This is a genomic window from Paraclostridium tenue, assembly GCF_039521565.1.
In the GTDB taxonomy this organism is placed as follows: Bacteria; Bacillota; Clostridia; order Peptostreptococcales; family Peptostreptococcaceae; genus Paraclostridium; species Paraclostridium tenue.
On the sequence record NZ_BAAACP010000001.1, the window covers coordinates 286,541 to 309,931 of the forward strand.

The 23,391-nt window shown below is 25.0% G+C and carries 27 protein-coding genes; 23 read left to right on the plus strand and 4 right to left on the minus strand.

The features are described 5' to 3' along the window. Positions 1–13: 13 nt before the first annotated feature. Positions 14–271, plus strand: a complete 258-nt coding sequence (locus tag ABFX13_RS01460) for a TIGR03905 family TSCPD domain-containing protein (protein ID WP_147543363.1) — start codon at positions 14–16, stop codon at positions 269–271. 47 nt (positions 272–318) lie between these two features. Here ABFX13_RS01460 and ABFX13_RS01465 read toward each other — a convergent pair whose 3' ends face one another. Next, positions 319–771, minus strand: a complete 453-nt coding sequence (locus ABFX13_RS01465; RefSeq protein WP_346041389.1) for a hypothetical protein — start codon at positions 769–771, stop codon at positions 319–321. 344 nt (positions 772–1,115) lie between these two features. Here ABFX13_RS01465 and ABFX13_RS01470 point away from each other — a divergent pair, with 344 nt between their 5' ends. The 5 genes from ABFX13_RS01470 to ABFX13_RS01490 all read left to right on the plus strand — a co-directional run bounded on the left by ABFX13_RS01470 (position 1,116) and on the right by ABFX13_RS01490 (position 5,567). Then, complete coding sequence (locus ABFX13_RS01470) at positions 1,116–1,304, plus strand: DUF1858 domain-containing protein (RefSeq protein ID WP_346041391.1); 189 nt, start codon at positions 1,116–1,118, stop codon at positions 1,302–1,304. A gap of 160 nt (positions 1,305–1,464) precedes the next feature. Further along, entirely contained in the window at positions 1,465–2,712 is a 1,248-nt protein-coding gene (locus tag ABFX13_RS01475) for a SulP family inorganic anion transporter (protein WP_346041393.1), read from the plus strand. Between the two features lie 111 nt (positions 2,713–2,823). Further along, a complete protein-coding gene (locus ABFX13_RS01480; RefSeq protein WP_346041395.1) occupies positions 2,824–3,285 on the plus strand; it encodes a hypothetical protein in 462 nt (153 codons plus the stop codon). A 107-nt stretch (positions 3,286–3,392) separates the two neighbouring features. Continuing rightward, a complete protein-coding gene (glpK, locus tag ABFX13_RS01485) occupies positions 3,393–4,928 on the plus strand; it encodes a glycerol kinase GlpK (RefSeq protein WP_346041397.1) in 1,536 nt (511 codons plus the stop codon). A gap of 84 nt (positions 4,929–5,012) precedes the next feature. Beyond that, positions 5,013–5,567: a hypothetical protein gene (locus ABFX13_RS01490; RefSeq protein WP_346041399.1), complete on the plus strand. Its 555-nt coding sequence runs from the start codon at positions 5,013–5,015 to the stop codon at positions 5,565–5,567. Positions 5,568–5,622: 55 nt separating this feature from the next. On the opposite strand, the gene ABFX13_RS01495 is transcribed toward ABFX13_RS01490, so the two are convergent. Both ABFX13_RS01495 and ABFX13_RS01500 read right to left on the minus strand, forming a co-directional pair. After that, positions 5,623–6,390 (minus strand): hypothetical protein, encoded by a 768-nt coding sequence (locus ABFX13_RS01495; protein WP_346041401.1) that lies wholly within the window; start codon positions 6,388–6,390, stop codon positions 5,623–5,625. A gap of 311 nt (positions 6,391–6,701) precedes the next feature. Next, positions 6,702–7,469 (minus strand): YaaA family protein, encoded by a 768-nt coding sequence (locus ABFX13_RS01500; RefSeq protein WP_346041403.1) that lies wholly within the window; start codon positions 7,467–7,469, stop codon positions 6,702–6,704. Between the two features lie 86 nt (positions 7,470–7,555). Here ABFX13_RS01500 and ABFX13_RS01505 point away from each other — a divergent pair, with 86 nt between their 5' ends. From ABFX13_RS01505 to ABFX13_RS01545, 9 genes are all read left to right on the plus strand, one after another. Continuing rightward, positions 7,556–8,317 (plus strand): DUF975 family protein, encoded by a 762-nt coding sequence (locus ABFX13_RS01505; protein WP_346041405.1) that lies wholly within the window; start codon positions 7,556–7,558, stop codon positions 8,315–8,317. Between the two features lie 298 nt (positions 8,318–8,615). Beyond that, complete coding sequence (locus tag ABFX13_RS01510) at positions 8,616–9,299, plus strand: Crp/Fnr family transcriptional regulator (protein ID WP_346041407.1); 684 nt, start codon at positions 8,616–8,618, stop codon at positions 9,297–9,299. A 134-nt stretch (positions 9,300–9,433) separates the two neighbouring features. Further along, entirely contained in the window at positions 9,434–10,444 is a 1,011-nt protein-coding gene (gene asrA / locus ABFX13_RS01515; RefSeq protein ID WP_346041409.1) for an anaerobic sulfite reductase subunit AsrA, read from the plus strand. Between the two features lies 1 nt (position 10,445). Next, entirely contained in the window at positions 10,446–11,237 is a 792-nt protein-coding gene (gene asrB / locus ABFX13_RS01520) for an anaerobic sulfite reductase subunit AsrB (protein ID WP_346041411.1), read from the plus strand. Positions 11,238–11,249: 12 nt separating this feature from the next. Further along, the gene (gene asrC, locus ABFX13_RS01525; RefSeq protein ID WP_346041413.1) at positions 11,250–12,221 is read left to right on the plus strand and encodes a sulfite reductase subunit C; all 972 of its coding nucleotides are present in this window, start codon (positions 11,250–11,252) and stop codon (positions 12,219–12,221) included. A gap of 140 nt (positions 12,222–12,361) precedes the next feature. Then, positions 12,362–12,718: a GntR family transcriptional regulator gene (locus ABFX13_RS01530; protein ID WP_346041415.1), complete on the plus strand. Its 357-nt coding sequence runs from the start codon at positions 12,362–12,364 to the stop codon at positions 12,716–12,718. 12 nt (positions 12,719–12,730) lie between these two features. Then, positions 12,731–13,423, plus strand: coding sequence for an ABC transporter ATP-binding protein (locus tag ABFX13_RS01535; protein WP_346041417.1), 693 nt, complete (start codon positions 12,731–12,733; stop codon positions 13,421–13,423). Next, positions 13,416–14,240, plus strand: a complete 825-nt coding sequence (locus ABFX13_RS01540; protein WP_346041419.1) for a hypothetical protein — start codon at positions 13,416–13,418, stop codon at positions 14,238–14,240. The genes ABFX13_RS01535 and ABFX13_RS01540 overlap by 8 nt, the downstream gene beginning before the upstream one ends. Before the next feature lie 13 nt (positions 14,241–14,253). Beyond that, positions 14,254–15,501, plus strand: coding sequence for a hypothetical protein (locus tag ABFX13_RS01545; RefSeq protein WP_346041421.1), 1,248 nt, complete (start codon positions 14,254–14,256; stop codon positions 15,499–15,501). 191 nt (positions 15,502–15,692) lie between these two features. On the opposite strand, the gene ABFX13_RS01550 is transcribed toward ABFX13_RS01545, so the two are convergent. Then, a complete protein-coding gene (locus tag ABFX13_RS01550; RefSeq protein ID WP_346041423.1) occupies positions 15,693–16,037 on the minus strand; it encodes a RidA family protein in 345 nt (114 codons plus the stop codon). 226 nt (positions 16,038–16,263) lie between these two features. On the opposite strand from ABFX13_RS01550, the gene ABFX13_RS01555 reads away from it, so the two are divergent. From ABFX13_RS01555 to ABFX13_RS01590, 8 genes are all read left to right on the plus strand, one after another. Then, positions 16,264–17,556, plus strand: coding sequence for an NCS2 family permease (locus tag ABFX13_RS01555; RefSeq protein WP_346041425.1), 1,293 nt, complete (start codon positions 16,264–16,266; stop codon positions 17,554–17,556). A 379-nt stretch (positions 17,557–17,935) separates the two neighbouring features. Then, positions 17,936–18,622, plus strand: a complete 687-nt coding sequence (locus tag ABFX13_RS01560) for a TVP38/TMEM64 family protein (RefSeq protein ID WP_346041470.1) — start codon at positions 17,936–17,938, stop codon at positions 18,620–18,622. Between the two features lie 86 nt (positions 18,623–18,708). After that, entirely contained in the window at positions 18,709–19,818 is a 1,110-nt protein-coding gene (locus tag ABFX13_RS01565) for a (Fe-S)-binding protein (RefSeq protein ID WP_346041427.1), read from the plus strand. 20 nt (positions 19,819–19,838) lie between these two features. Then, complete coding sequence (locus ABFX13_RS01570; RefSeq protein WP_346041429.1) at positions 19,839–20,495, plus strand: TVP38/TMEM64 family protein; 657 nt, start codon at positions 19,839–19,841, stop codon at positions 20,493–20,495. A gap of 8 nt (positions 20,496–20,503) precedes the next feature. Then, a complete protein-coding gene (locus tag ABFX13_RS01575) occupies positions 20,504–21,085 on the plus strand; it encodes a CDP-alcohol phosphatidyltransferase family protein (protein WP_147543385.1) in 582 nt (193 codons plus the stop codon). 57 nt (positions 21,086–21,142) lie between these two features. Beyond that, positions 21,143–22,015 carry a DMT family transporter gene (locus ABFX13_RS01580; protein ID WP_346041431.1) on the plus strand — a complete coding sequence of 291 codons (873 nt, stop codon included), beginning with the start codon at positions 21,143–21,145 and terminating at the stop codon, positions 22,013–22,015. Between the two features lie 496 nt (positions 22,016–22,511). Then, positions 22,512–22,670 (plus strand): hypothetical protein, encoded by a 159-nt coding sequence (locus ABFX13_RS01585; protein WP_346041433.1) that lies wholly within the window; start codon positions 22,512–22,514, stop codon positions 22,668–22,670. A 30-nt stretch (positions 22,671–22,700) separates the two neighbouring features. Then, positions 22,701–23,336 (plus strand): endonuclease/exonuclease/phosphatase family protein, encoded by a 636-nt coding sequence (locus tag ABFX13_RS01590; RefSeq protein WP_346041435.1) that lies wholly within the window; start codon positions 22,701–22,703, stop codon positions 23,334–23,336. The last annotated feature ends 55 nt before the right edge of the window (positions 23,337–23,391 follow it).

The following is a 23,391-nucleotide window of genomic DNA, read 5'->3' on the forward strand; positions in this document are numbered from 1 at the left end:
TAGGGTGATTTGTATGTATAGATATTATACTAATGGAGTATGTTCAAAATCAATTTTATTAGATTTAGATGGAGATATGCTGGTAGATGTTATATTTGAAGGAGGGTGTGCAGGAAATTTATTAGGAATTAAAAACTTAATAGAAGGTAAAACAATAGATGAAATAATAGAAACATTTGAAAAAATACCATGTAAGAACAGAGAAACATCCTGTCCAGATCAATTAGCTAATGCGCTAAAAATATATAAAAAATATGTATTAAATGAATAAAAAAAGCTTCTACTTTTAAATAAGTAGAAGCTTTTCCCTTAAATTATTTATCTAGTTACAACTATAGCTATTTTTTCATCTTTATTATAGCTTATTTGTACTAATTGATTTTTCTTAATTTTTTCTAAGTCTTCCCCACCATATTTTATTTGTAGTTTGTCAACTTTTTTACCTTGTTTTATTATAGCAACATATTCTTTTTTGCCTTTTTTCTCAAGACTTATTAAGTTACCGACAAAAGGTTTAAAGTTTTGGTATTTATCACCTTGTTTTTTGATATAGAAGTAAGCTCCTACAGCTAAAACTATTTCAACACCAAATAAAACCCAGCCATTAACTTTTAAAGATATACCACCAATCCATACAACTAACATTATAATCATAGGTATAATACTTTTTCTAAGTAATAATTTTCCCATTATTTCATTAGCCTTTTTTTCTGGACCAGTCATTGTTTTTGATCTAGCATATGATTGTGCAAATTTGTCCTTTAAGCTCATATTAATCCTCCTAGATTGTTTCAAATTTAAATTATGATAACAAGTCATGCTTGAAATTTAAAATATATTTATATTATGTACAAGTTTCATATTTAAATTTATATTCAAGCAAGTATAAATATATAACATATTTTATCATAAAAATATTAAAAAGAAAATAAAGGAGAATGTAAAATTTTAACGTAAAATAAAATTTTATCTTAATAAAAGTTTATTATTTTTATTATTTTATATTAAATTATACAAATGTAACTTATGTTACAGAAAATAATCTAAAATTATTATAATATTAAAATATAGATAATTAAAACAAAATACGAACGATATAAAAAGGAGAATTTAAAATGAAAATAGATAAAAACATATTAATAGGAGAATTAATAAGTAAAAAACCAGAAGTTGTAGATGTACTTATGAAGTATGAAATGGGATGTTTAGGATGTCCATCAGCTCAAATGGAAACTTTAGAACAGGCAGCATATATACATGGAATAGATTTAGAAGAATTATTACAAAAACTGAATGAAATTTAAAAATAAAAAAAGATACTTCGGATGCGAAGTATCTTTTTTTATTTTTATATAAATTTTATTATTATTGTATAGACTTTATTTAAAAATAGGATTAATATATTAAATGTTGCAACAATTAGTTTTGGAGGGAAGTGTTTAAGTGTTACCAAAGTTATTTAAAATGATAAAAGAAAATGAATTAACAAAAGAGCAAGTAGGTAAAGATATAATAGCTGGAATTATAGTTGCTATAATAGCTCTTCCTTTATCTATAGCCTTAGCAATATCATCTGGAGTATCTCCGGAAAAGGGACTTATAACTGCTATATTTGCAGGATTTATAATATCTTTTTTAGGTGGGAGCAAGGTTCAAATTGGTGGGCCAACAGGAGCATTCGTTGTAATAGTTTATGGTGTAATTAAAACTTATGGAATAACAGGACTTATAACTGCTACAATGATGGCAGGAGTTATATTAGTAGTTATGGGATTACTTAAATTTGGATCTTTAATAAAATATGTTCCACAAACTATAACAGTAGGATTTACTAGTGGTATAGCAGTAACATTACTTACAACTCAGTTAAAGGATTTTTTTGGATTTAAAATAAAAAATGTACCAGCTGAGTTTATAGGGAAAATAGGAAGCTATATACAACATATATCCACTTTCGATATAGCATCATTTCTAATAGGAATAGCTTGTATTTTTATATTAGTTTACTGGCCTAAAGTAAACAAGAAAATACCAGCATCAATAATAGTATTAATACTATCTACTTTATTAGTAAATTTATTTAACTTACCAACAGATACAATAGGTACTAGATTTAATGAAATATCATCATCTATACCAAAACCACAAATACCACATATAGATTTACAAACAATTACAAAATTAATAAAGCCAGCTATAACTATTGCTTTATTAGGTGCAATCGAGTCACTACTTTCATGTGTAGTTTCTGATAATATGATAGATGACAAGCATGATTCAAACATGGAGTTAGTAGCACAAGGACTTGGAAATATAGTATCTTCAATTTTTGGAGGAATTCCAGCAACTGGAGCTATAGCTAGAACAGCAGCTAATGTTAAAAATGGAGGAAGAAGCCCTATATCAGGTATGGTACATGCTATAACATTATTACTTATAATGGTTATACTAATGCCCCTTGCTAAGCTTATACCTATGACTACGTTAGCGGCAATACTTATAGTAGTTTCTTACAATATGGGAGAATGGTCACATTTTAAAGAATTATTATCTTCAAGTAAATCTGATGTTTTAGTATTAATTATAACTTTTACACTTACAGTAGTATTTGATTTAGTATTTGCAATAGGAGTAGGTATGGTTGTTCACTATATACTTAAATTTGTAAAAGATAGAAATGAAAAAGCAGAAGATGAATTAGAAGCTGCCTAATGTATATTATTTTAAATTTATATATAAAAGAAGTGTGAATTATGTAACTTACGCTTCTTTTTTTGTTATGTTGGGAATAATAATTTGAAATATAGATTTATGGAGGTTTATATGAAAAAATTATTATATTTAATACCAATAATTATATTAACAATTATATTGATAATTGGTTGTTCTGATAAAACTGTAGAACGAAAGGTAAATGAAGATAAGATAATTCCAAATACACTAACAAGTGAAATGGGAAGAGGTAAAATTATAATAACCACTCCTACTAATAATTCAGAAGATAAAGAAACACCAGTAATATACATAGATGATTATAAGGGATTAGTTCAATTAGGTCTTGAATCAAAAGATTTTGATAGTTCTAAGTCTAGTTATATATACATAGATGGAAAATTAAATACGATAGAGGAGTTGGGTAAATCTAGCTCTATAAATTTAACTATATGTGAGGAAGATTTAAATGAAGGTATGCACAAAATTGAAGTATTACAATTTGATAACAATAAAACTAGTGGGACACCTATAACTTACAAAAATTGCAGTTACAAAATATATAAAAGATAATTTGTTTAAAAAATAACTTTATTTAAAGTCATTGTAGTAGATGTATTTTATTGTTAATATTTATTTAAAGCATAGTATGTTAATAAGATGACTTTAAGGAGATAGATATGGAAAAAAAGTATATAATAGCATTAGATCAAGGAACAACTAGTTCCAGAGCGATTTTATTTGATAAATATGGGAATGTAGTTTCATCTGCACAAAAAGAATTTACTCAGTTTTATCCAAAACCTTCTTGGGTAGAACATAACCCTATGGAAATTTGGGGAAGTCAAAGTGGAGTTTTAAGAGAAGTTTTAGAAACTTCATCTGTAAGACCAGATGAAATAGCAGCAATAGGTATAACAAATCAAAGGGAAACTACTATAGTTTGGGATAAAAACACAGGAAAACCAATATATAATGCTATTGTTTGGCAATGTAGAAGAACTTCAGATATATGTGATAAATTAAAAGAAAAAGGATTAGAGCCTGTGATAAAGGAAAAAACAGGTTTAATTATAGATGCTTATTTTTCAGCAACTAAGATAAATTGGATATTAGAAAATGTAAAAGGTGCTAGAGAAAAGGCTGAGAATGGAGAACTTTTATTTGGGACAGTAGATACTTGGTTAATATGGAATTTAACTAGAGGGAAAGTCCATATTACAGATTATTCAAATGCATCTAGAACAATGCTATATAATATAAAAAAGTTACAGTGGGATGAGGATATACTAAATGAACTTAATATACCTAAAAGTATGTTACCACAAGTTAGACCATCAAGTGAAATATATGGATATACAGATGGAGAAATGTTAGCAGGAGCAAAGATACCTATATCAGGATGTGCAGGTGACCAACAAGCAGCGCTATTTGGACAAACTTGTTTTGAAAAAGGTAGTGTAAAAAATACATATGGAACAGGATGTTTTCTATTAATGAATACTGGTGATAAGGTAGTTGAATCAAAAAATGGATTATTGACAACTATAGCATGGGGAGTTGATGGCAAAATTAACTATGCATTAGAAGGAAGTATATTTGTTGGAGGTGCATCTATTCAATGGTTAAGAGATGAATTAAGATTAATATATGACTCAGGGCAATCAGAATATTATGCAAATCAAGTAAAAGATACTAATGGAGTTTATGTAGTTCCAGCATTTACAGGACTTGGAGCCCCATATTGGGATATGTATGCAAGAGGAGCTATATTTGGATTAACTAGAGGAGCGAAAAGAGGCCATATAGTTAGGGCTACATTAGAATCTATTGCATATCAAACTAAGGATGTTTTAAATGCTATGCAAGAAGATTCTGGTATGGATTTAAAATTTCTTAGAGTAGATGGTGGAGCTAGTGCTAATAATTTTTTAATGCAATTTCAATCAGATATACTAAATGTAAATATTGATAGACCAAAGGTTTTAGAAACTACAGCTTTAGGAGCAGCATATCTTGCAGGACTTTCAGTAGGATTTTATAATAGTGTAGATGAAATAAAAGAAAAATGGGAAGTTGAAAAAGAATTTATATCTAATATGGATGAAAGAAAAAGAAATATATTATATAAAGGATGGAAACGAGCAGTTGAAAGATCTCTTTTATGGGCGAAAGAAGATGAAGAATTTTTATCTGAGTTAGAACGTATAAATTAAAAATATATACAATATTTTTATATGTATTCTCATATAATTTATTAAATCTATTCGATGTATTAATAAAATTATGGAGGTATACATATGAAAAAATTTAAAAGAGTATTAAGTTTATTACTTATAAGTGTGTTTTTCTTAACTGGATGTAAAAATTTAGAAGATACTAACTCAGATAGTATTAAAAATGAAAATAAATATAATAAAGAGGATGAATATATTTCAAATACAAAAGAATCTAAATTTAATATATTAAGTATGGATGTAAACACAAGTGATACTATAGTTTTAGGAAATATAATGGTAGATGAAAGTTTAGCTTTAAAAGATAAGCTAAATTTAATTTTAGATGAAGTTTCGAGATTAAAATTTGACAATGCACCTATAAAGTGTTTAAAGATAGAAAATAATATTGCTTATATAGATATTAAAGAAGATAAAAATAAAAATTATTGGAGTAGAAAATTTTTTCAAGGAAGTACAGGGGCAAGTATAACAAGTTATACTTTAGTTGAGAGTTTACTTCAAAGAGAGTATAAAGGTAAATGGATAGATGGTATATATTTTACTTATGAAGGAGAAAAAGACGTAGAATTTGATCATTTAGACGCAAATTTCTTTGGACATATTATAAAAAGATAATTAAAAGGTAGTATAACTAGATTAAAATAAAATAGTTATACTACCTTTGTTTATATTATTTATTTTTAATTAAACAATCATTATTTACTAATTTAAATCCATGATTACTTGTCAATTCATTAATTAAATCATCTGGACTATATTTACAGTAATTTATTAAACAGTATTTTGTATCGTCTTCTAGTTTATCAAACTCATTATACATATCAAATGATGTAGCCATTTTAGTCATATCATCTCTAAGTTTATCCATATCAACTATTGAGTGAGCAAGTTCAAAAGGAAGTTCTTCATTTAATATCATATCTGCTATAGTATTTAATAGATTTTCTTTATTTTTAAAATTTATAGTTACTAATTTATTTTTATAGTCAGCAATAAGAGATAATAAATCATCTATATAATTATCTAATTTATTATTTACAAAGTTTATGAAATTTTCTTGAGTAAATAATTTTTGAATATCTGAAATTAATAAATTATTCATATGCTCTTCCCAAAGAAGTAATGCAAATTTATTATAGCTAGAATCAACCATAGGCTCACCCTTATAATTTTCAAATCTAGGATGAAGTCTATCATGATACTTTGCGATGCAAACTCTAAATAAATTCCCTTCATGACCTTTAGGTACTTGATTTATTATAAATTCATCCATATCACTTCCTATATAAACTTTTTCGCTAGAAAGTAATTTTTTAGTATTATCTATTTTATCTTTTGAAAAATCTATTGTTGAATCGTTTATAGATATTTTGTATATTAATTCTATATATATTTTTTCTATTATAGTATTTAATTCTAAATTGTAATTGTATTTCATATTCAGAAACCTCCAAATTTTAAGTCTTTTAGTATATACCCCAAAATTAAAATTATAATCTATAAAAATTTAATATTTATAGCAATATGTTAAAGTAATTAAAGTTAAAATTAACTATATCAGAATTAGAAAATTTTTAAAAGGGTGATATAGTGGAAATAAAAATATACAAATACTATTTATAGAAGAATTAAGAAATAATAAAAATTATAAATGGAGTAGATATGATTTAGAAAAATGGATAAATAGATATAAAATAATAAGAAAAGGCCTAGATAAAATCATTTTTATTTAGACCTTTTTGCTTAAAATTATCTAGTGAATATGAAATTATTACTATCTGAAAGTTCATTATTAAAAATGTATCCATCATAATTAAAGTTTTTTAACTCATTTATATTATTTATTTTATTTTTTATCATATATCTTGTTAAATATCCGCGTGCTTTTTTAGAATAAATTCCAATAACTTTATATGAATTCATACTTTCTCTATAATCTTTAAATTCGATATTAATAACATTGAAATTTTTAGATAAAGATTTAAGATTTATAGCCTTAGAATATTCATTAGAAGCTAAATTTACTAACGTTTTATCATTTTGATTTAAAAGTTCATCATATAAATAAGAAGTTAATTTATCTTTCCAAAATTTATATAAATCATTTCCTAATTCATTTTTTAGCTTAGCTTTCATTTCAAGTCTATAAGATTGAATTAAATCAAATGGTTTTAAAATTCCATATAATCCAGACATAATTCTTAGATGATTATTAGCAAACTCAAAATCATAATAATTGAAATCATCAACGTTTATACAGTTAAAAACTTGTCCATCAAATGCAAGTATTGCTTGTAAATATTTACTTTCATCAGTGCCTAAAATTTTATATCTATCATAATTTAAATTAGCTAAATCATCACTTAAATTCATAAGGTTTCCAATTTCAATAGTATTTAAAGATTTTAGTAAGTCTATAAGTTTTTTTATATCTTTATCAAAAAATGGTTTAGAAGATTTTAAGTCTACAAATCTATCAAAATTCATTGTTGTTGCTGGAGAAATTATTGTTATCATTATGTCACCTCAAAATTTATTTATTATAATATATATCAATAAAATAAGAATTTAATCAATAAAATAAAAGTTTTTAATATAATATAATGTATATATTTTTTAGATATATAACTAAATGGTTAGAGGAGGAGTTTAAAATTAATAGGGTAGAATTAAAAGAGCTATCAAAGAGTCAATTAAAAGGACATTGGACAATTCCTGTATTATTAACATTGTTATATGTTGTATTATCAACTGTATTAAGTTTGTTTCAAGATGAAACTAGCTCGCTTCCAACTGTTATAATAACATTTATATTGGTTTTTGGACTGGGGGTATGGGCAACTGTAGGATTACCTAATTTTTATTTAATGTTCATTGAAAAAATAGGAAATGCTAGTTTTAGTGATGTATTGGTATCTATGAATAAGTTAGTAAAATCACTGATTTTTACAATTATAATAAGCGTAGTTGTATTCATATCAACGTTTATAGTAATGTTTGTTGTTGGTGGAGCTACTGTTTCATTTGTTTTTACTGATATAACATGGAGTCTAGGAGCTATTTTGGGAATATTGATAGTATGTTTATTCATTATTGCACTTACAATATTTGACTTAGCTTTAGCTTTAACACCATATATAATAATAGAACATGAACATTTGAATACGTTTGAAGCAATGAGTTTGAGTATAAAGATGATGAAAGGCAATAAGTGGAAGTACTTTGTTATACAATTAAGTTTTATAGGATGGGCGATTCTTTCTATATTTACTTTAGGTATAGGATATTTATGGCTAATACCATATATAAGTTTAACTCAAGCTAATTTTTATAGAGACTTGAGTTTTAATAGTATAAATAATTAAATAAAATAGCTATCTAAATTTTTAGATAGCTATTTTTTATATCTCTTGTACTTTTATTTATAAAATTGAAAGCTTTCTTTTATTAATATTAATGCTAGTATAAGCCGTAATATAGCGATTATAATTAAAGTAAAGTGATATATGGTTACTATATATAAATATAATAGTAATAAGTGCAAATGCAGAAATTGCAAGAGAAGTAAAAATAAAATTAAACACAAACTAATATGTGGACATAGGTTAAACAAAAAAGTAAAATGTAGATTATAGTATTAACTTTCAAGGAGAATAAGATTTTATGGGAAAGAATAAATATGATTTAGAACATATAAAAATATTTAAAAACATAGATAACACTACAAAAGTTGAACTTTTAAAAAATGGTAATTTAATTTATCTAAATCAAAAACATATATTATTTAATGAAAAAGATATAGTTGATAAGGTATATATTCTAATTGAGGGAAAAGCGTCTATATTTAAAATAAGTGAAAGTGGAGATAGAAAAATAATATTTATATTAAACAAAGGTGAGATGATAAATGAAATAAGTTTAGAATTTAAAAAATCTACCATAAGCTGTGAAGCCTTTGAAGATTGTTTAATATTAGAATATAATTTAAAAGCTTTTTTAGAGATGATGAAAAATGATTTTGAATTAACTAAAAATATTATAAATTATATGGAAAGGCGAAATAGAAGGCTATATAGACAAGTTAAAAACTCTATTTCAATAAAAATAGATAAAAGATTAGCTGCAAAACTTTATAGACTAGCTAATGAATATGGAAAAGAAATAGATGGATGGCATTTTATAGATCTAAAAATAACTATAACTTATTTAGCTGATATGCTAGGATGTCCAAGAGAAAGTTTATCAAGAGCAATGAAAATCTTAGAAAAACATGAACTTGTAAAATTTGAAAATAAAAAAATATATATAAGAAAAAATGAAATAGCAAAATACTTTAAAGGAAAATAAAAATTAAAGTATTTTGCTATTTTTATATTTAAAAATTGTTAGATTTTAGTCAAAGTGTGATAAATATCACGGAAGTAAAACTAAAATAATGTTAATATTTATTTAACAAACTAATAATTGAGAAGGTGGGTTATATGAAAATAAAATTATCTACAAGTGAATTTAATAATTCATTAAAGAAATTAAAGGAAAAATATAAGTTATTTGCACCTGTATCGTTGCCATACAAAGGAACGTACTCAGATACAGATGTAATTAGATATAAAGAAGTAGATAGTATAGATGAAATTGAATTAAATAAAAAGTCTAATTTTTCTCCTAAGGAAATTGTTTTACCAATATCGCAAACTCTATTTTATTTTACAGAAGATGAATTTAAAGAAGCTAATCAAAAATATGATAAAGATATATTAATCTTTTTAAGAGCTTGCGATATTAATGGAATTAAAAGAATAGATCAGATATATTTAAAAAATGGAAAAGAAGAGGATTATTTCTACAAAAGAATTAGAGAAAAAGTAAAATTTATTCTTATAGGATGTAGTGAAAGTTTTAGAAATTGTTTTTGTGTAAGTATGAAATCTAATAAAACTGATAATTACTCAATAGGTCTCAATTTAAGAAATGATGAAGTACAATTACATATAAATGATGAAGAGTTTATTAATTACTTTGATGGAGAAGCTATAGATTTTGAAGTAGATTATGTCAAAGAAAATGATATAAGTGTGAGTATAGACAAAAATATAAATCCTCTTAAAGTGAGTATGGATGATATGTGGAAAGAGTACGATGATAGATGTATAGCTTGTGGTAGATGTAACTTTGTATGCCCTACATGTACATGTTTTACTATGCAAGATATCTTTTATAAAGAAAATGAAAATGTAGGAGAAAGAAGAAGAGTATGGGCATCATGTCATGTGGATGGATATACAGATATGGCTGGAGGACATTCATTTAGGAAGTTACGTGGAGATAGAATGAGATTTAAAACTTTACACAAAATACATGATTTTAACAAGAGATTTGGATATCAAATGTGCGTTGGATGCGGTAGATGTGATGATGCATGTCCACAGTATATATCTTTTTCAACTTGTATAGAAAAAGTAAATGACCTAGTAAATAAGGAGGAAAAATAATATGAATCCATATATACCAGTTGGAGCTGAAATTTTAGAAATAATAAAGCATACAGAGATTGAATGGACCTTTAGAACAAAGTGTAATTCCAAAGGGGTATTGCCAGGTCAATTCTATGAAATATCAATTCCTAAATATGGAGAAAGTCCTATATCAGTTTCTGGAATAGGTAAAGATTATATAGATTTTACAATAAGAAAAGTAGGCAAGGTTACAGATGAAATATTTAATTATAAAGTTGGAGATAAATTTTTCTTAAGAGGGTCATATGGAAATGGATTTGATGTTTCGCTTTATGAAGATAAAGAGATTGTAGTAGTAGCTGGAGGAAGTGGATTAGCACCAGTAAGAGGTATAATGGACTATTATTACGATAATTTTGAAAAATGTAAAAGTTTTAAGCTAATAGTAGGATTTAAAACATCTAAAGATATTTTATTTAAAGATGATTTAAAAAGATGGAGTGAGAAATTAGATGTTATAGTAACTGTGGATAATGCAGAAGAAGGATATGAAGGACATGTAGGACTTGTAACTAAATATATTCCAGATCTTGAAATTAAAAATATGGATAATGTATCGGCTATAGTTGTGGGACCACCTATGATGATGAAGTTTACAGTAGGAGAATTCTTAAAAAGAGATTTAAATGAAGAAAATATATGGGTTTCATATGAAAGAAAGATGTGTTGCGGAGTAGGTAAGTGTGGACATTGTAAAATGGATGATACTTATATATGTATAGATGGGCCTGTATTTAACTATTTTGAAGCTAAAAATTTAATAGACTAGGAGGGTAATATTGTGATAAGAGATTTAAATACTAAGAAAGTAATGAAAAATGCATATAGAATAACTAAGAATAAATATGAAACAGCTCTTAGGGTAAGAATCCCTGGTGGTTGTGTAGATCCAGAAAGTCTTATTATAATTTCTAAAATAGCAAATGAATATGGGAATGGGCAAATTCACATGACAACAAGACAAGGGTTTGAAATACTGGGTATTCCTATGGAAAAAATGGATGAAGTTAATAAGATAATACAACCAGTTATAGAAAAAATGAGTATAAATCAAGATGAAAAGTATAAAGGATATCCAGCTGCAGGTACTAGGAATATAGCTTCATGTATAGGAAATAAGGTATGTCCTAAAGCTCAGTACAATACTACTGAATTTGCAAAGAGAATTGAAAAAGAAATTTATCCAAATGATTTTCACTTTAAAGTAGCATTAACAGGATGTCCAAATGATTGTATTAAAGCTAGAATGCATGATTTTGGAATAATAGGGATGACATTACCTAAGTTTGAAAAAGAAAGATGTGTATCTTGTGGGGCATGTGTCAAAAAGTGCAAACAACTTTCAACAGGAGCTTTAAGTGCCCAAAACTATAGACCAATTAGAGATCATAAAAAATGTATAGGATGTGGAGAGTGTGTACTAAACTGTCCAACAAATGCATGGACTAGAGATGAAAAGAAATATTTCAGATTATCTATAATGGGTAGAACAGGAAAGAAAAATCCAAGACTTGGAGAAGATTTTATAATTTGGGTAGATGAAGAAAGTATAGTTAAGATTATAAAAAATACTTATAAATATGTTGAGGAGTATATAGATAAAAATGCTCCAACAGGAAAAGAACATGTAGGTTATATTGTTGATAGAACCGGTTTTATGGAATTTAAAAAATGGGTATTAGAAGGTGTAGAATTACAAGACATAGCACAAGTTAATGAAAATGTGTATTGGAGCGGAATAAGATATAAATAAAATGGATGACTCAAAATAGAGTCATCCATTTTTTATTTCTTTTAATAAGTTATAAAAAATACTTGAACTATAAGTGTATTATAGATATAATACACTTATAGTGTACTACTGATATAGTACAGTGATACGGAGGTGAGGATATGAACTTTATTCCAAATGACAAAGAACCAGTGTATATACAAATTATAAGATACATAAAGCAGCAAATTGTAAGGGGAGATTTACAGCCTGGAGACCCTATACCATCTAGAAGGGAGATGGCAGTAAATATTAAGGTAAACCCAAATACTGTTCAAAAATCATATAAGGAGATGGAAGATATGGGGATAATAACGACACAGAGAAATTATCAAAGTAATATAACTACAGACAATGAACTTATAGCTAAAACAAAAGAAGATTTAATTAATGAATCTATGAATGTTTTTATAGAGAATATGAAAGCTATAAATGTAAATAAAGAAGAACTTATAAAAATAATAAACGATAGATATTAGGAGGTGGGGGCTGTGATAGAAGTTAAAAATGCTAAAAAGAAATATAAAAAAGTTCAGGCATTAGATGATATATCTTTTGAAATACATGAAGGTAAGATAACTTGTTTATTAGGTATAAATGGGGTTGGAAAGTCAACTATTTTAAAAGCTATATGTGGACTTATTAAGCTAGACAGTGGAGAAATACTTATAGATGGAGAGAAAATAAGCCATAAAACATACGAAAAATTAGCTTTTGTCCCAGATGTTGATAATTATTTTGTTCAATTTACGATAAAACAAAGTTTTGAATTTATGAAAGAGTTTTATAAAAACTGGGATGATAAAAAAGCCTATGAAATGCTAGAACTATTTAACTTAAATGATAATAGCAAAATATCAAATTTATCTAAAGGTAATGTAGCGAGAGTAAAAATCATATTAGGATTTGCTCAAAATGCAAAATACACAATACTTGATGAACCATTTTCAGGTATAGACATATTTAAAAGAGAAGATTTTTTAGGAGTTATGGCAAAGTATATAACTGATGAGCAAAGTATAATAATAACAACTCATGAAATATCTGAAATAGAAATGATAGCAGATGATGTTATTTTAATAGATGAAGGGAAGTTATCATTAGTATTTAATGCAGAAAAAACTCGTGAAGAAGAGGGGAAATCTATAATAGATAAGATGAGGGAGGTGTATAAGAATGAATAAAATATTAAGTTTATACAATATAGAATTTAAAAGGATATATAAGTTATATTTTGCATTGATAGGTATGCTATTTCTAGGAAACTTAGCTGGATTAGCAATTAGTATAAAAAATTCTGTGAAAGAAATTAGTATGGATAATAAACTTCCAATGAATATAAGCATATTAAAAACTAATGCAGGATATGAATTTGTAAATACATTTACTGTAGAAAAAATATATATATATGGAACTATTGTACTTGGAATAGCAGTGTTAATGTGTTTATTATATGCTCTTATAATATGGTATAGAGATTATTATTCAAGAAGTAAAACAATATATACATTATTATGTTTACCTCAGCCAAGATTCAATATATATTTATCTAAATTAATAACTATAGTTGTTATGATATATGGAACTATAGTATCACAGTTTGTATTTTGGTATATAAATTTAACTATAGTTAAGAATTTAGCTGGAATACAGTCTCCAATATTTTTAAATATATTTAAAAATATGATGCACAGTGTAAGAGTGCCTAATATAGTATCACCAAATATTGTAGAATTCTTAATGGTAGATATAATTGGGGTTATATTAGCTGTTATAGTTATATTTACAGCAGTATTAATAGAAAGAAGTATTAAAAAAGTAGGAATAATATTAGGCATTTTATATATAGCATTAGCTATATTTGGATATTTATACTTATTTAAACTTAGCAGATTATTGTTACTTAATTTACTAACTGTTCATATAGGGTATTATATATTTTTATTTATGATATCTTTACTTTTATCATATTATATTATGAATAAGAAGATTTCAATTTAAGGGAGGTTTATGTATGAACAAGAAATTATCAATATCATTTTTAATAATAACTTTAGCCTCTCTTATATGTATAGGAGTAGGTGGTGTTATTAATGAGCCAAGTTACGATTTAGTGGATGTTCAAGGAAGTAAAGAAAATTTAGGAGATGTTGTATTTTTGCAAAGACAACAAACTGATTTGTACAAAAGTATACAATCAATTGTATCTAAAGATGGATTTAAAATTAATAAATATAAAAATAATGAAAAGTTTAGAGGAGAATACAATAAGATTATAATTTCTAATCCAGATTTGTTTAAAAATTCTTATCCAGAGGGAAATGAAATATATAAGTCAAATGAAAATGTAGGATATGTAGAAAATTTTTCTACAACATACAATGAAAATGGTGAATTTGTCCAAGAGTTTACTATCCATAATAAAAATCTAAAAACTGGTGAAATAAATGAGTGGCACTTCACATTACCGGAAAAAATAAAAGAAGATGAAAATATTGAACATAAATTTGCAGTAGGTATAAAAAATGATAAAGTATATATATTAAATTCACTAGTAGGCGGTATAGATTATAATAATAAAGGGGAATTAACTAGTATTGGAGATAGTTCTTTAAATTTATACACTTTTAATTTAAATACTCAAGAAGTTAAGAAAAATAATACATATAAACCTTTTGAAAAAGAAGGTTATAAAGCTATTTTAAACTTAACTGAAGGTTTTAATAAAAACAATAAAATTTATACTCTTGTAGAACAAGCAAATTTAAAAGATAAGAGTAAGGTAGATTATTATTTAGTATATTATGATATAAATAATAATAAATTTAATACTATAAAAGAGCCAGTGATAAAAGATAGTTCAACATCATTATTAGGTGGAAATATAACAATAAGTACTGATGTAGAAGGAGATATATTATATTTATTACAACATAATAAGGGTGAAGAAGAAAATATTAATATTAAACTTTCGAAAATTGATTTAAAAAATGATAAAATAGATTATGTAGATAAAGATTATAAAACTGGCAATGTTGATGATAATTATGATGTTATAGCTTTTAGAGTTTTAAATAATAAAATATATATGTGTATAAATAGCTGGAAAGAATTAAATGAAAAATATTCAAAAGATCAAAATATGAAAAGTTATATAGTAGTATTAGATGAAAAAACAGGACAAATTCTTTATAAAGGTGAATATATAAATGATAGTTTAGACTATCCAACTAATCATATATTAACAAAAGATGAATTATAGAAAAAATGGGCTATTTTAAATAGCTCATTTTTTAGCATCTTTATGATTTTTATATCCAATTTTAGTTTAATAGAATTGTTGCAAATCATTTTATTCCAACTGATAAATGTTTTTATGAAATTTCACTCTAATAAAAAATAAAAAGAACTACCTCAAAAAGTGTAGTTTTTAATTAGATAATTAATTTAAAGTTATTTAACAGCAGCAGTAACTGACATTTCAACTAATAAAGCTTCTCTAGCTAATCTAGCTTCAACACAAGCTCTAGCAGGTTCAAAACCTTCATTTACCCAAGCATCCCAAACAGAGTTCATATTAGCAAAATCTTTCATATCTCTTAAGTATATAGTAACAGATAAAATATGATTTTTATCAGATCCATATTTATTTAATAAATCTTCAACTTTTTGTAAAACCATTTTAGTTTGTTCTTTAACATCACCTTCTCCATGAGTTTGACCACATAAGTATATAGTATTGTTGTGAACAACAGCTCTACTCATTCTTCCATTTCCTTCATATCTTTTTATTTCCATAAAAATTACCTCCGAATAAAATTATTAGTTTATGTTCAGACTTTAATTATAAGATAATATAAAAACATTTTCAATCAATCTTATAGAAAAATAATAGTGATTGAAAATACATACGATAATACCTATTTACAAAAAAATATTCGAAAAAATATGTACAAAGCATCAAAATATGTTATTATATAATTCTGTAAAACAACAAAATTCGACAGAAAGAGTGATTACTTAAATGGAGAAATATTTTAAACTTAAACAAAATAATACTACAATAAAAACTGAAATTTTAGCAGGTATAACTACATTCATGACTATGGCATATATATTAATAGTAAATCCTAGTATATTATCTGCAGCGGGAATGGATTCAGGATCAGTATTTACAGCAACTGCTTTTTCAGCAGTTGTAGCAACATTAATTATGGGTCTATATGCAAAATTACCATTTGCACTAGCGCCAGGAATGGGGCTTAATGCATTTTTTGCATATACAGTAGTTGTTGGAATGGGATATTCATATCAATTTGCATTAACAGCAGTATTTTTAGAAGGTATAATATTTATAATACTAACTATATTTAATGTTCGTGAAGCTATAGTTGACTCTATTCCAAATAATATTAAAAAAGCTATATCAGTAGGTATAGGACTTTTAATATCACTTATAGGACTTGAAGGAGCTGGAGTAATAGTCCATCCAGATGGTGGAGGAACTATAGTTGCGCTTGGAAATATAACATCAGGAACAGGTTTATTAACTATAATAGGTATATTAATAACATCTATATTATTAACAAAGAATGTAAAAGGTGCATTATTTATAGGTATGATAATAACTACTATAATAGGAATACCTATGGGAATTATAGATTTACCTACTAAAATTATTAGTATGCCACCTTCAATATCTTCTAATTTATTTAATTTTGAATGGCATAATATATTTAGCATAGATATGTTAATAGTTTTATTTACATTATTATTTATGGATATGTTTGATACTATAGGAACTTTAGTTGGAGTTGCTACAAAAGCTAAAATGTTAGATGAAGATGGAAAAGTTCCTAACGTTAAAAAAGCATTATTTGCAGATGCAATAGGTACTACAATAGGAGCTTGTTTAGGAACAAGTACTGTAAGTACTTTTGTTGAAAGTGCATCAGGAGTAGCTGAAGGTGGTAGAACAGGTCTTACAGCTGTATCTACTGCATGTATGTTCTTTTTAGCATTATTCTTTGCACCACTATTTTCTATTATAACACCAGCTGTTACAGCATCAGCATTAGTTTTAGTTGGATTATTTATGATAGAACCAATAAAAGAAATTGAATTAGTAGATTTTACAGAAGCTATACCAGCATTTTTAACTATAATAATGATGCCATTATCTTATTCTATAGCAGATGGCATAGTATTTGGAGTGATATCTTATATAGTATTAAAATTATTTTCTGGAAAAGTTAAAGAAATAAGTTTAACTACAGTTATAATAGGATTAGTTTTCTTACTTAAATTTTTAATTTAATTAAAATTTAAGTTTTTAATTGAAATAATAAAAAAATTGTAAAAATTAAATCGAAATTTATATAGTATATGAAAGGCTAGCGGTTATGCTGGTCTTTTATTATATTTATAACAAAATTGCGAATTATAGTATATATCTATATTGACATATACATATATAGTATTTTTCTATAATAAATAAAGTACTTATATGGTATAATCCTAAATAGAATGCACAATATGACAATTATCAACTTAATTAGAACATTAAGATTTATTTATGGAATAGGATTTAGAATTAAAAGTTTTAATTAAAAAAAAGGAATATATATAGTTTTTTATTAATATATAGGGGATAAATTAATCCTATAAGAAAGTAGGAGGATAAAATTGTGAAAAAAATGAATAAAAAATCTGTAATTATTAAAATCGGAATTTTAGCACTAGCAATAGGAGTATATCTATTTGTCAGTCCAGTTAATAAGTTTATAAATCAGATGGTATATTATTTAAGTATGTTAGATTTAGAAAGTCTAAAAAAATATATATTATCATTTGGGGTTTGGGCACCAATAATATCTTTTATACTTATGATACTTCAATCAATTGTAGCTCCACTTCCTGCGTTTTTAATTACATTTGCAAATGCAGCACTATTTGGATGGGTAAAAGGGGCTATACTTTCATGGACAAGTGCTATGGCAGGAGCTGCAATGTGTTTTTATATAGCTAGATTTTTAGGAAGAGATACAGTAGAAAAACTTACTAGTAAATTTGCGCTTGATAGCATAGATGAATTTTTCGAAAAATATGGGAAACATACAATTTTAATAGCAAGATTACTTCCATTTATATCATTTGATATAGTAAGTTATGCAGCAGGATTAACATCTATGAGTTTTGTATCATTTTTTATAGCAACAGGTATAGGTCAATTGCCTGCAACTATAATATACTCTTATGTAGGTGGTATGCTTACAGGTGGTGCAAAGCTTATGATGATGGGATTACTTATATTAAGTGCAATAAGTATTTTTATATATGTTTTAAAGAAAATATACAATGAAAAGAAGTTAAAGCAATATTAATTTTAAAAAGGAATATTTTAAGATACTACAATATGAGTATTTTGAGATATTCCGTTTTATATGTTTGTGACTAAGGTGGTGATAGCATGAAATTAAGTAAAAAAATCATTAATAAAGTTATGGAAGATAAGGATAAGTGTATAGATTGCAAATTATGCTTTAACAATTGTCCTATGATGAAAGAATTTAGTAATTCTCCAAGAGAATTAATGACAAAAATGTTAGAAGATAGTATAGATTTAAGTGAAATTTCATATTCATGCATGTTATGTGATTTGTGTACGCAAAAATGCCCAAAAGGTATAGATTTAAAGTCTACTTTTTATAATATAAGAAAAGATGTAATTTCAAATGATAAAAAATCAGTTAAAGATAAAGGTTATAATGTTGTTAGATTTCATCAAATAAATAGTTTTTCTCCATTGTTTTCAAAAAGTAAAAATTTAAAAAATAGTAAAACTGTATTTTTACCAGGGTGTAGTTTAAGTAGCTATAGTCAAGATATAGTTTTAAAAACTTATAAGTACTTAAGTACACACTATGAAAACATTGGAATTACTTTTAAGTGTTGTTCAAAGCCTACAATAGCTATGGGAGATATAGAAAAATTTAATAAATACTATTCTAGCTTAGAGAAAGAATTATATGATGAAAATATTGAAGAAATTATAGTTGCTTGCCCTAATTGCTACAATACTATAAGTAAAAATAGTAAAGATATAAAAGTAACTTCAGTATATGAAGTTATAGAAAAGTTTGGAATACCAAATGAATTAAAAAATAATTATAAAAATTTAGACTTTGCGGTACATGATTCTTGTTCTGTAAGAAATCAAAGTAATATACATGAAAGTGTAAGAAATATACTAAGACAATTAGGTGCAAATATAATTGAATTTAAAAATAACAGAGAAAATACAGTTTGTTGTGGTGCTGGTGGTATGGTTGGTGTAACTAACAGAAATTTAGCTTTAAAACAAATGAAAAATAGAGGTTCTGAAACAAATTATAAAAATATTGTTTGCTATTGTGAATCTTGTTGCGAGTCTTTGCTTAATTGTGATAAAAATATACTTCATACTCTTGATTTATTATTTAATGAAAATTTTATAAATCATAAAAAAATTACTCAAAGCAAAAGTAGCACTATAGATAAATGGAAAATGAGATACAAAACTGCAAAATTATCTAAATAATTAACTAATAGGAGATTTATATGAATTATAAAATAAGCAAAATTATCAAAATTTTAATATCTATAATATTAATTATAATAATAGGAAGTATAATGTATAAATTATTAAAAATGAATATAAACTCTAAAGATATACAATCTTATGTAAGTTCTTTTGGTAAATTAGCCCCGTTAGTGTATATAATTATGTTTGCTTTAGTTCCTTTAACACTTTTCCCAGACTCTGTCTTAGCGATAGGTGGAGGGCTTATATTTGGATTAGCTAAAGGATATATATATACACTTATAGGAGCGTTAATAGGAGCTAGTTTATCTTTTTATATATCTAGAAAACTTGGGAGAAATTTTGTAAAAAAATTAACTAAGGAAAAATTAGATGGTATTGAATCTATGATAAACTCTAAAGGATTCTTTTTTGTTTTAATGTTAAGATTAATTCCGTTATTTCCGTTTGATATAATAAGTTATGGAGCTGGACTTACATCTATAAAATATAAAGATTTTTTATTTGCAACTATTATAGGTACTATACCGGGAATTCTTGTATTTACTAATATAGGTGCACAATCAGTTAATATAGGTAGTAATGGCTTTTATATGTCAATAATGGCACTAATATTATTAGTTATAGCGTCGATATTTCTAAAAAATAAGTTTATAAGTTTTTATAAAAAGTAGGAGGTTATATGTTAGATACACATGGTAGAAAGTATGTAGATCCAATTATAAATAGTGGAGCAAGTTTTTTATTAAAATTAAAACTAACAGCTAATAATGTAACTATTATAGCTCTTTTGATAGGTATATTAACAAGTGTATTTATATATTTTGATATGAATATAATAGCAGTTTTAACTCTTTGGATATCGGGATATTTAGATGCTGTAGATGGTGCTATAGCTAGAAAAACAAATACTACATCGTTGTTTGGTACTCTTATGGATATAACTTTTGATAGAATTGTTGAGACTTGTATGATATTAGTATTAGCTTTAAAATATGTAGACGCAAGAATGAGTTTTATAATACTTTTGATTTGTATAATAATTTCTATGACTATATTTCTAACAGTAGGAGCACTAGTTGAGAAAAAAGGTATAAAGTCTTTTTATTATCAAGCTGGTGTAGCCGAAAGAAGTGAAGGTTTTATAATGTTTAGTTTAATTATATTGCTTCCAAAGTATATATTATTTTTTACTAATATATTTTCTTTTATTATATTTATAACTATTATACAAAGAATAGTAGAAGCTAAGAAACTATTATAAAAATATATTAGTTATGTAGTATACTGTATATAATAAATTATATAGGAGGTGATAGACTTGGGAAAATTAAATAATATAAGTGACAGAAATAAAGGGATTATCTTTATAATATTATCAGCCTTTGGATTTGCTATGATGTCAGCTTTTATAAAGTTATCTGGAGATTTACCAAGCTTTCAAAAAACATTTTTTAGAAATTTAGTATCTTGCATAATATCATTTGCAATGATAGTTAAATATAAAGAAAGTTTTTTTGGAAACAAAGAAAATAGAAAAATATTAATACTTAGATCTATATTTGGAACATTAGGAATAATTCTAAATTATTATGCTATAGATAGATTAGTACTTTCTGATGCAAATATGTTAAATAAGTTGAGCCCATTTTTTGTAATAATATTTTCAGCTATATTTTTAAAAGAAAAGATAAAGTCTAATCAAGCTATAGCTGTATGTATAGCATTTATAGGAGCTTTATTTATAATAAAACCAACTTTTGATTTTGAAATGATACCATACATTTCTGGTATTTTAGGAGCTATATTTGCTGCGTCAGCATATACTTGTTTAAGGGTTTTAGGAGGAAAAGAAAAGTTTTATACTGTAGTTTTTTTCTTTTCTTTATTTTCTACAGTTTCAATACTTCCATTTACTATAATGGTTTATAAACATATGACAATTATACAATTTGCATATTTAATATTAGCGGGAATATTTGCAAGTATAGGACAATTTGGAGTAACATTAGCATATAAGTATGCTCCGGCTAAAGAAATATCAATATTTGATTATTCAAATATAATATTCTCAGCGATTATAAGTATAATAATATTTAATACAATGCCAGATTCATATAGTTTTATAGGATATTTTATAATATTTACAGCATCATATTATATGTTTTTATATAATAAAAGAATTAAGAGTTAATATATTGACTCTTAATTTTTTTATTACAAAATGTACTATAAATTAAAACGTTGAGAAAAAGAAAGCAAAATAACTAATTATAAAATAAATTTAATTATAAAAAATTTAAAATATTATAGTTATACTGTTTATATAAAATATGATTTATTATATTGACAAAATACCATTAATAGTGTATAGTATATTGTATACAATACAAACGAATGATTCCTTAAATAGATAAAATAAATAAATGCTTATAAATAGGAGTTCTGTATAACATATTAAATGTGTTATATAGTACTCCTATCTTTTTATTTAATTATTAAAAAGTTAATATGGACCAATTAATGACAAAAAAATATAAAAAATAATATTTTTCTATTGAAATCGAACTAATGTTTGATATATAATGATTTTATCAAGAACGAATGTTCGAAAAACTTATTAGTAATAAATATTAAATTATGAGAATAAAATAGTATAAATTATTGATTAATAAAGGAGCGATTAACCTATGATAATATCAAATAGAAGAATAGAGGATATAACTATAAAGAACTTAAGAAATGGAGAAGTTAGTATAGGTGAGTTAGATGAAATATATAAAAAAATGGGATTTTTATTTGTTATAAATCAAGGTAAATGTACGAGAATAAGAAAAGAAAGAAGTTAAAACATTATATGAAATATATAGGAGGAATAAATGAAAATATTAACTTATAATATTCACAAAGGTATGAATGAACATAATGAAAATACCTTAGAGAAAATATTAAGTTATTTAAAATATTTAGATGTTGATGTAATTTGTTTGCAAGAAGTTTTAGGAAGTATTCATGAAAAAATATTATCTAATCTTAAGTTAAATGGATATTTTTTAACTAATGTCAATTTAAAAAATGATACATATGGAATAAGTATATATTGTAAAAAAAATATAAGTTTAGTAAGAGGTATACATTTAACTAGTAAAAATGAGCAAAGAGGTTTTATTCATTTGGAATTGTTTATTAATAACAAGCTAATAAATTTAATTAATCTTCACTTAGGCTTAAATATAGATGAGAGAAAACAACAATTGGAAGAAATAATAAGTTATTTAAATAACTTAAGAGGAAAGATAATAATTTGTGGAGATTTTAACCAAATAAATTTATGTATAAAAAATTATTATGATATAGCTAAATTATTTGATAAAGAAGATATAGAAACTTTTAAAAAAAGCAAATCTAGAATAGATTATATGTTTATATCTCAAAATGTAGGTATTAAAAAATATAAAGTGGATTTTAAAAATTTGTCTGATCATTATCCTATAATTGCAGAATTTAATATCTAAATATTTACCTATCTACAATTGTAACAATAAAGTTACATATACCTAAGAATTATTG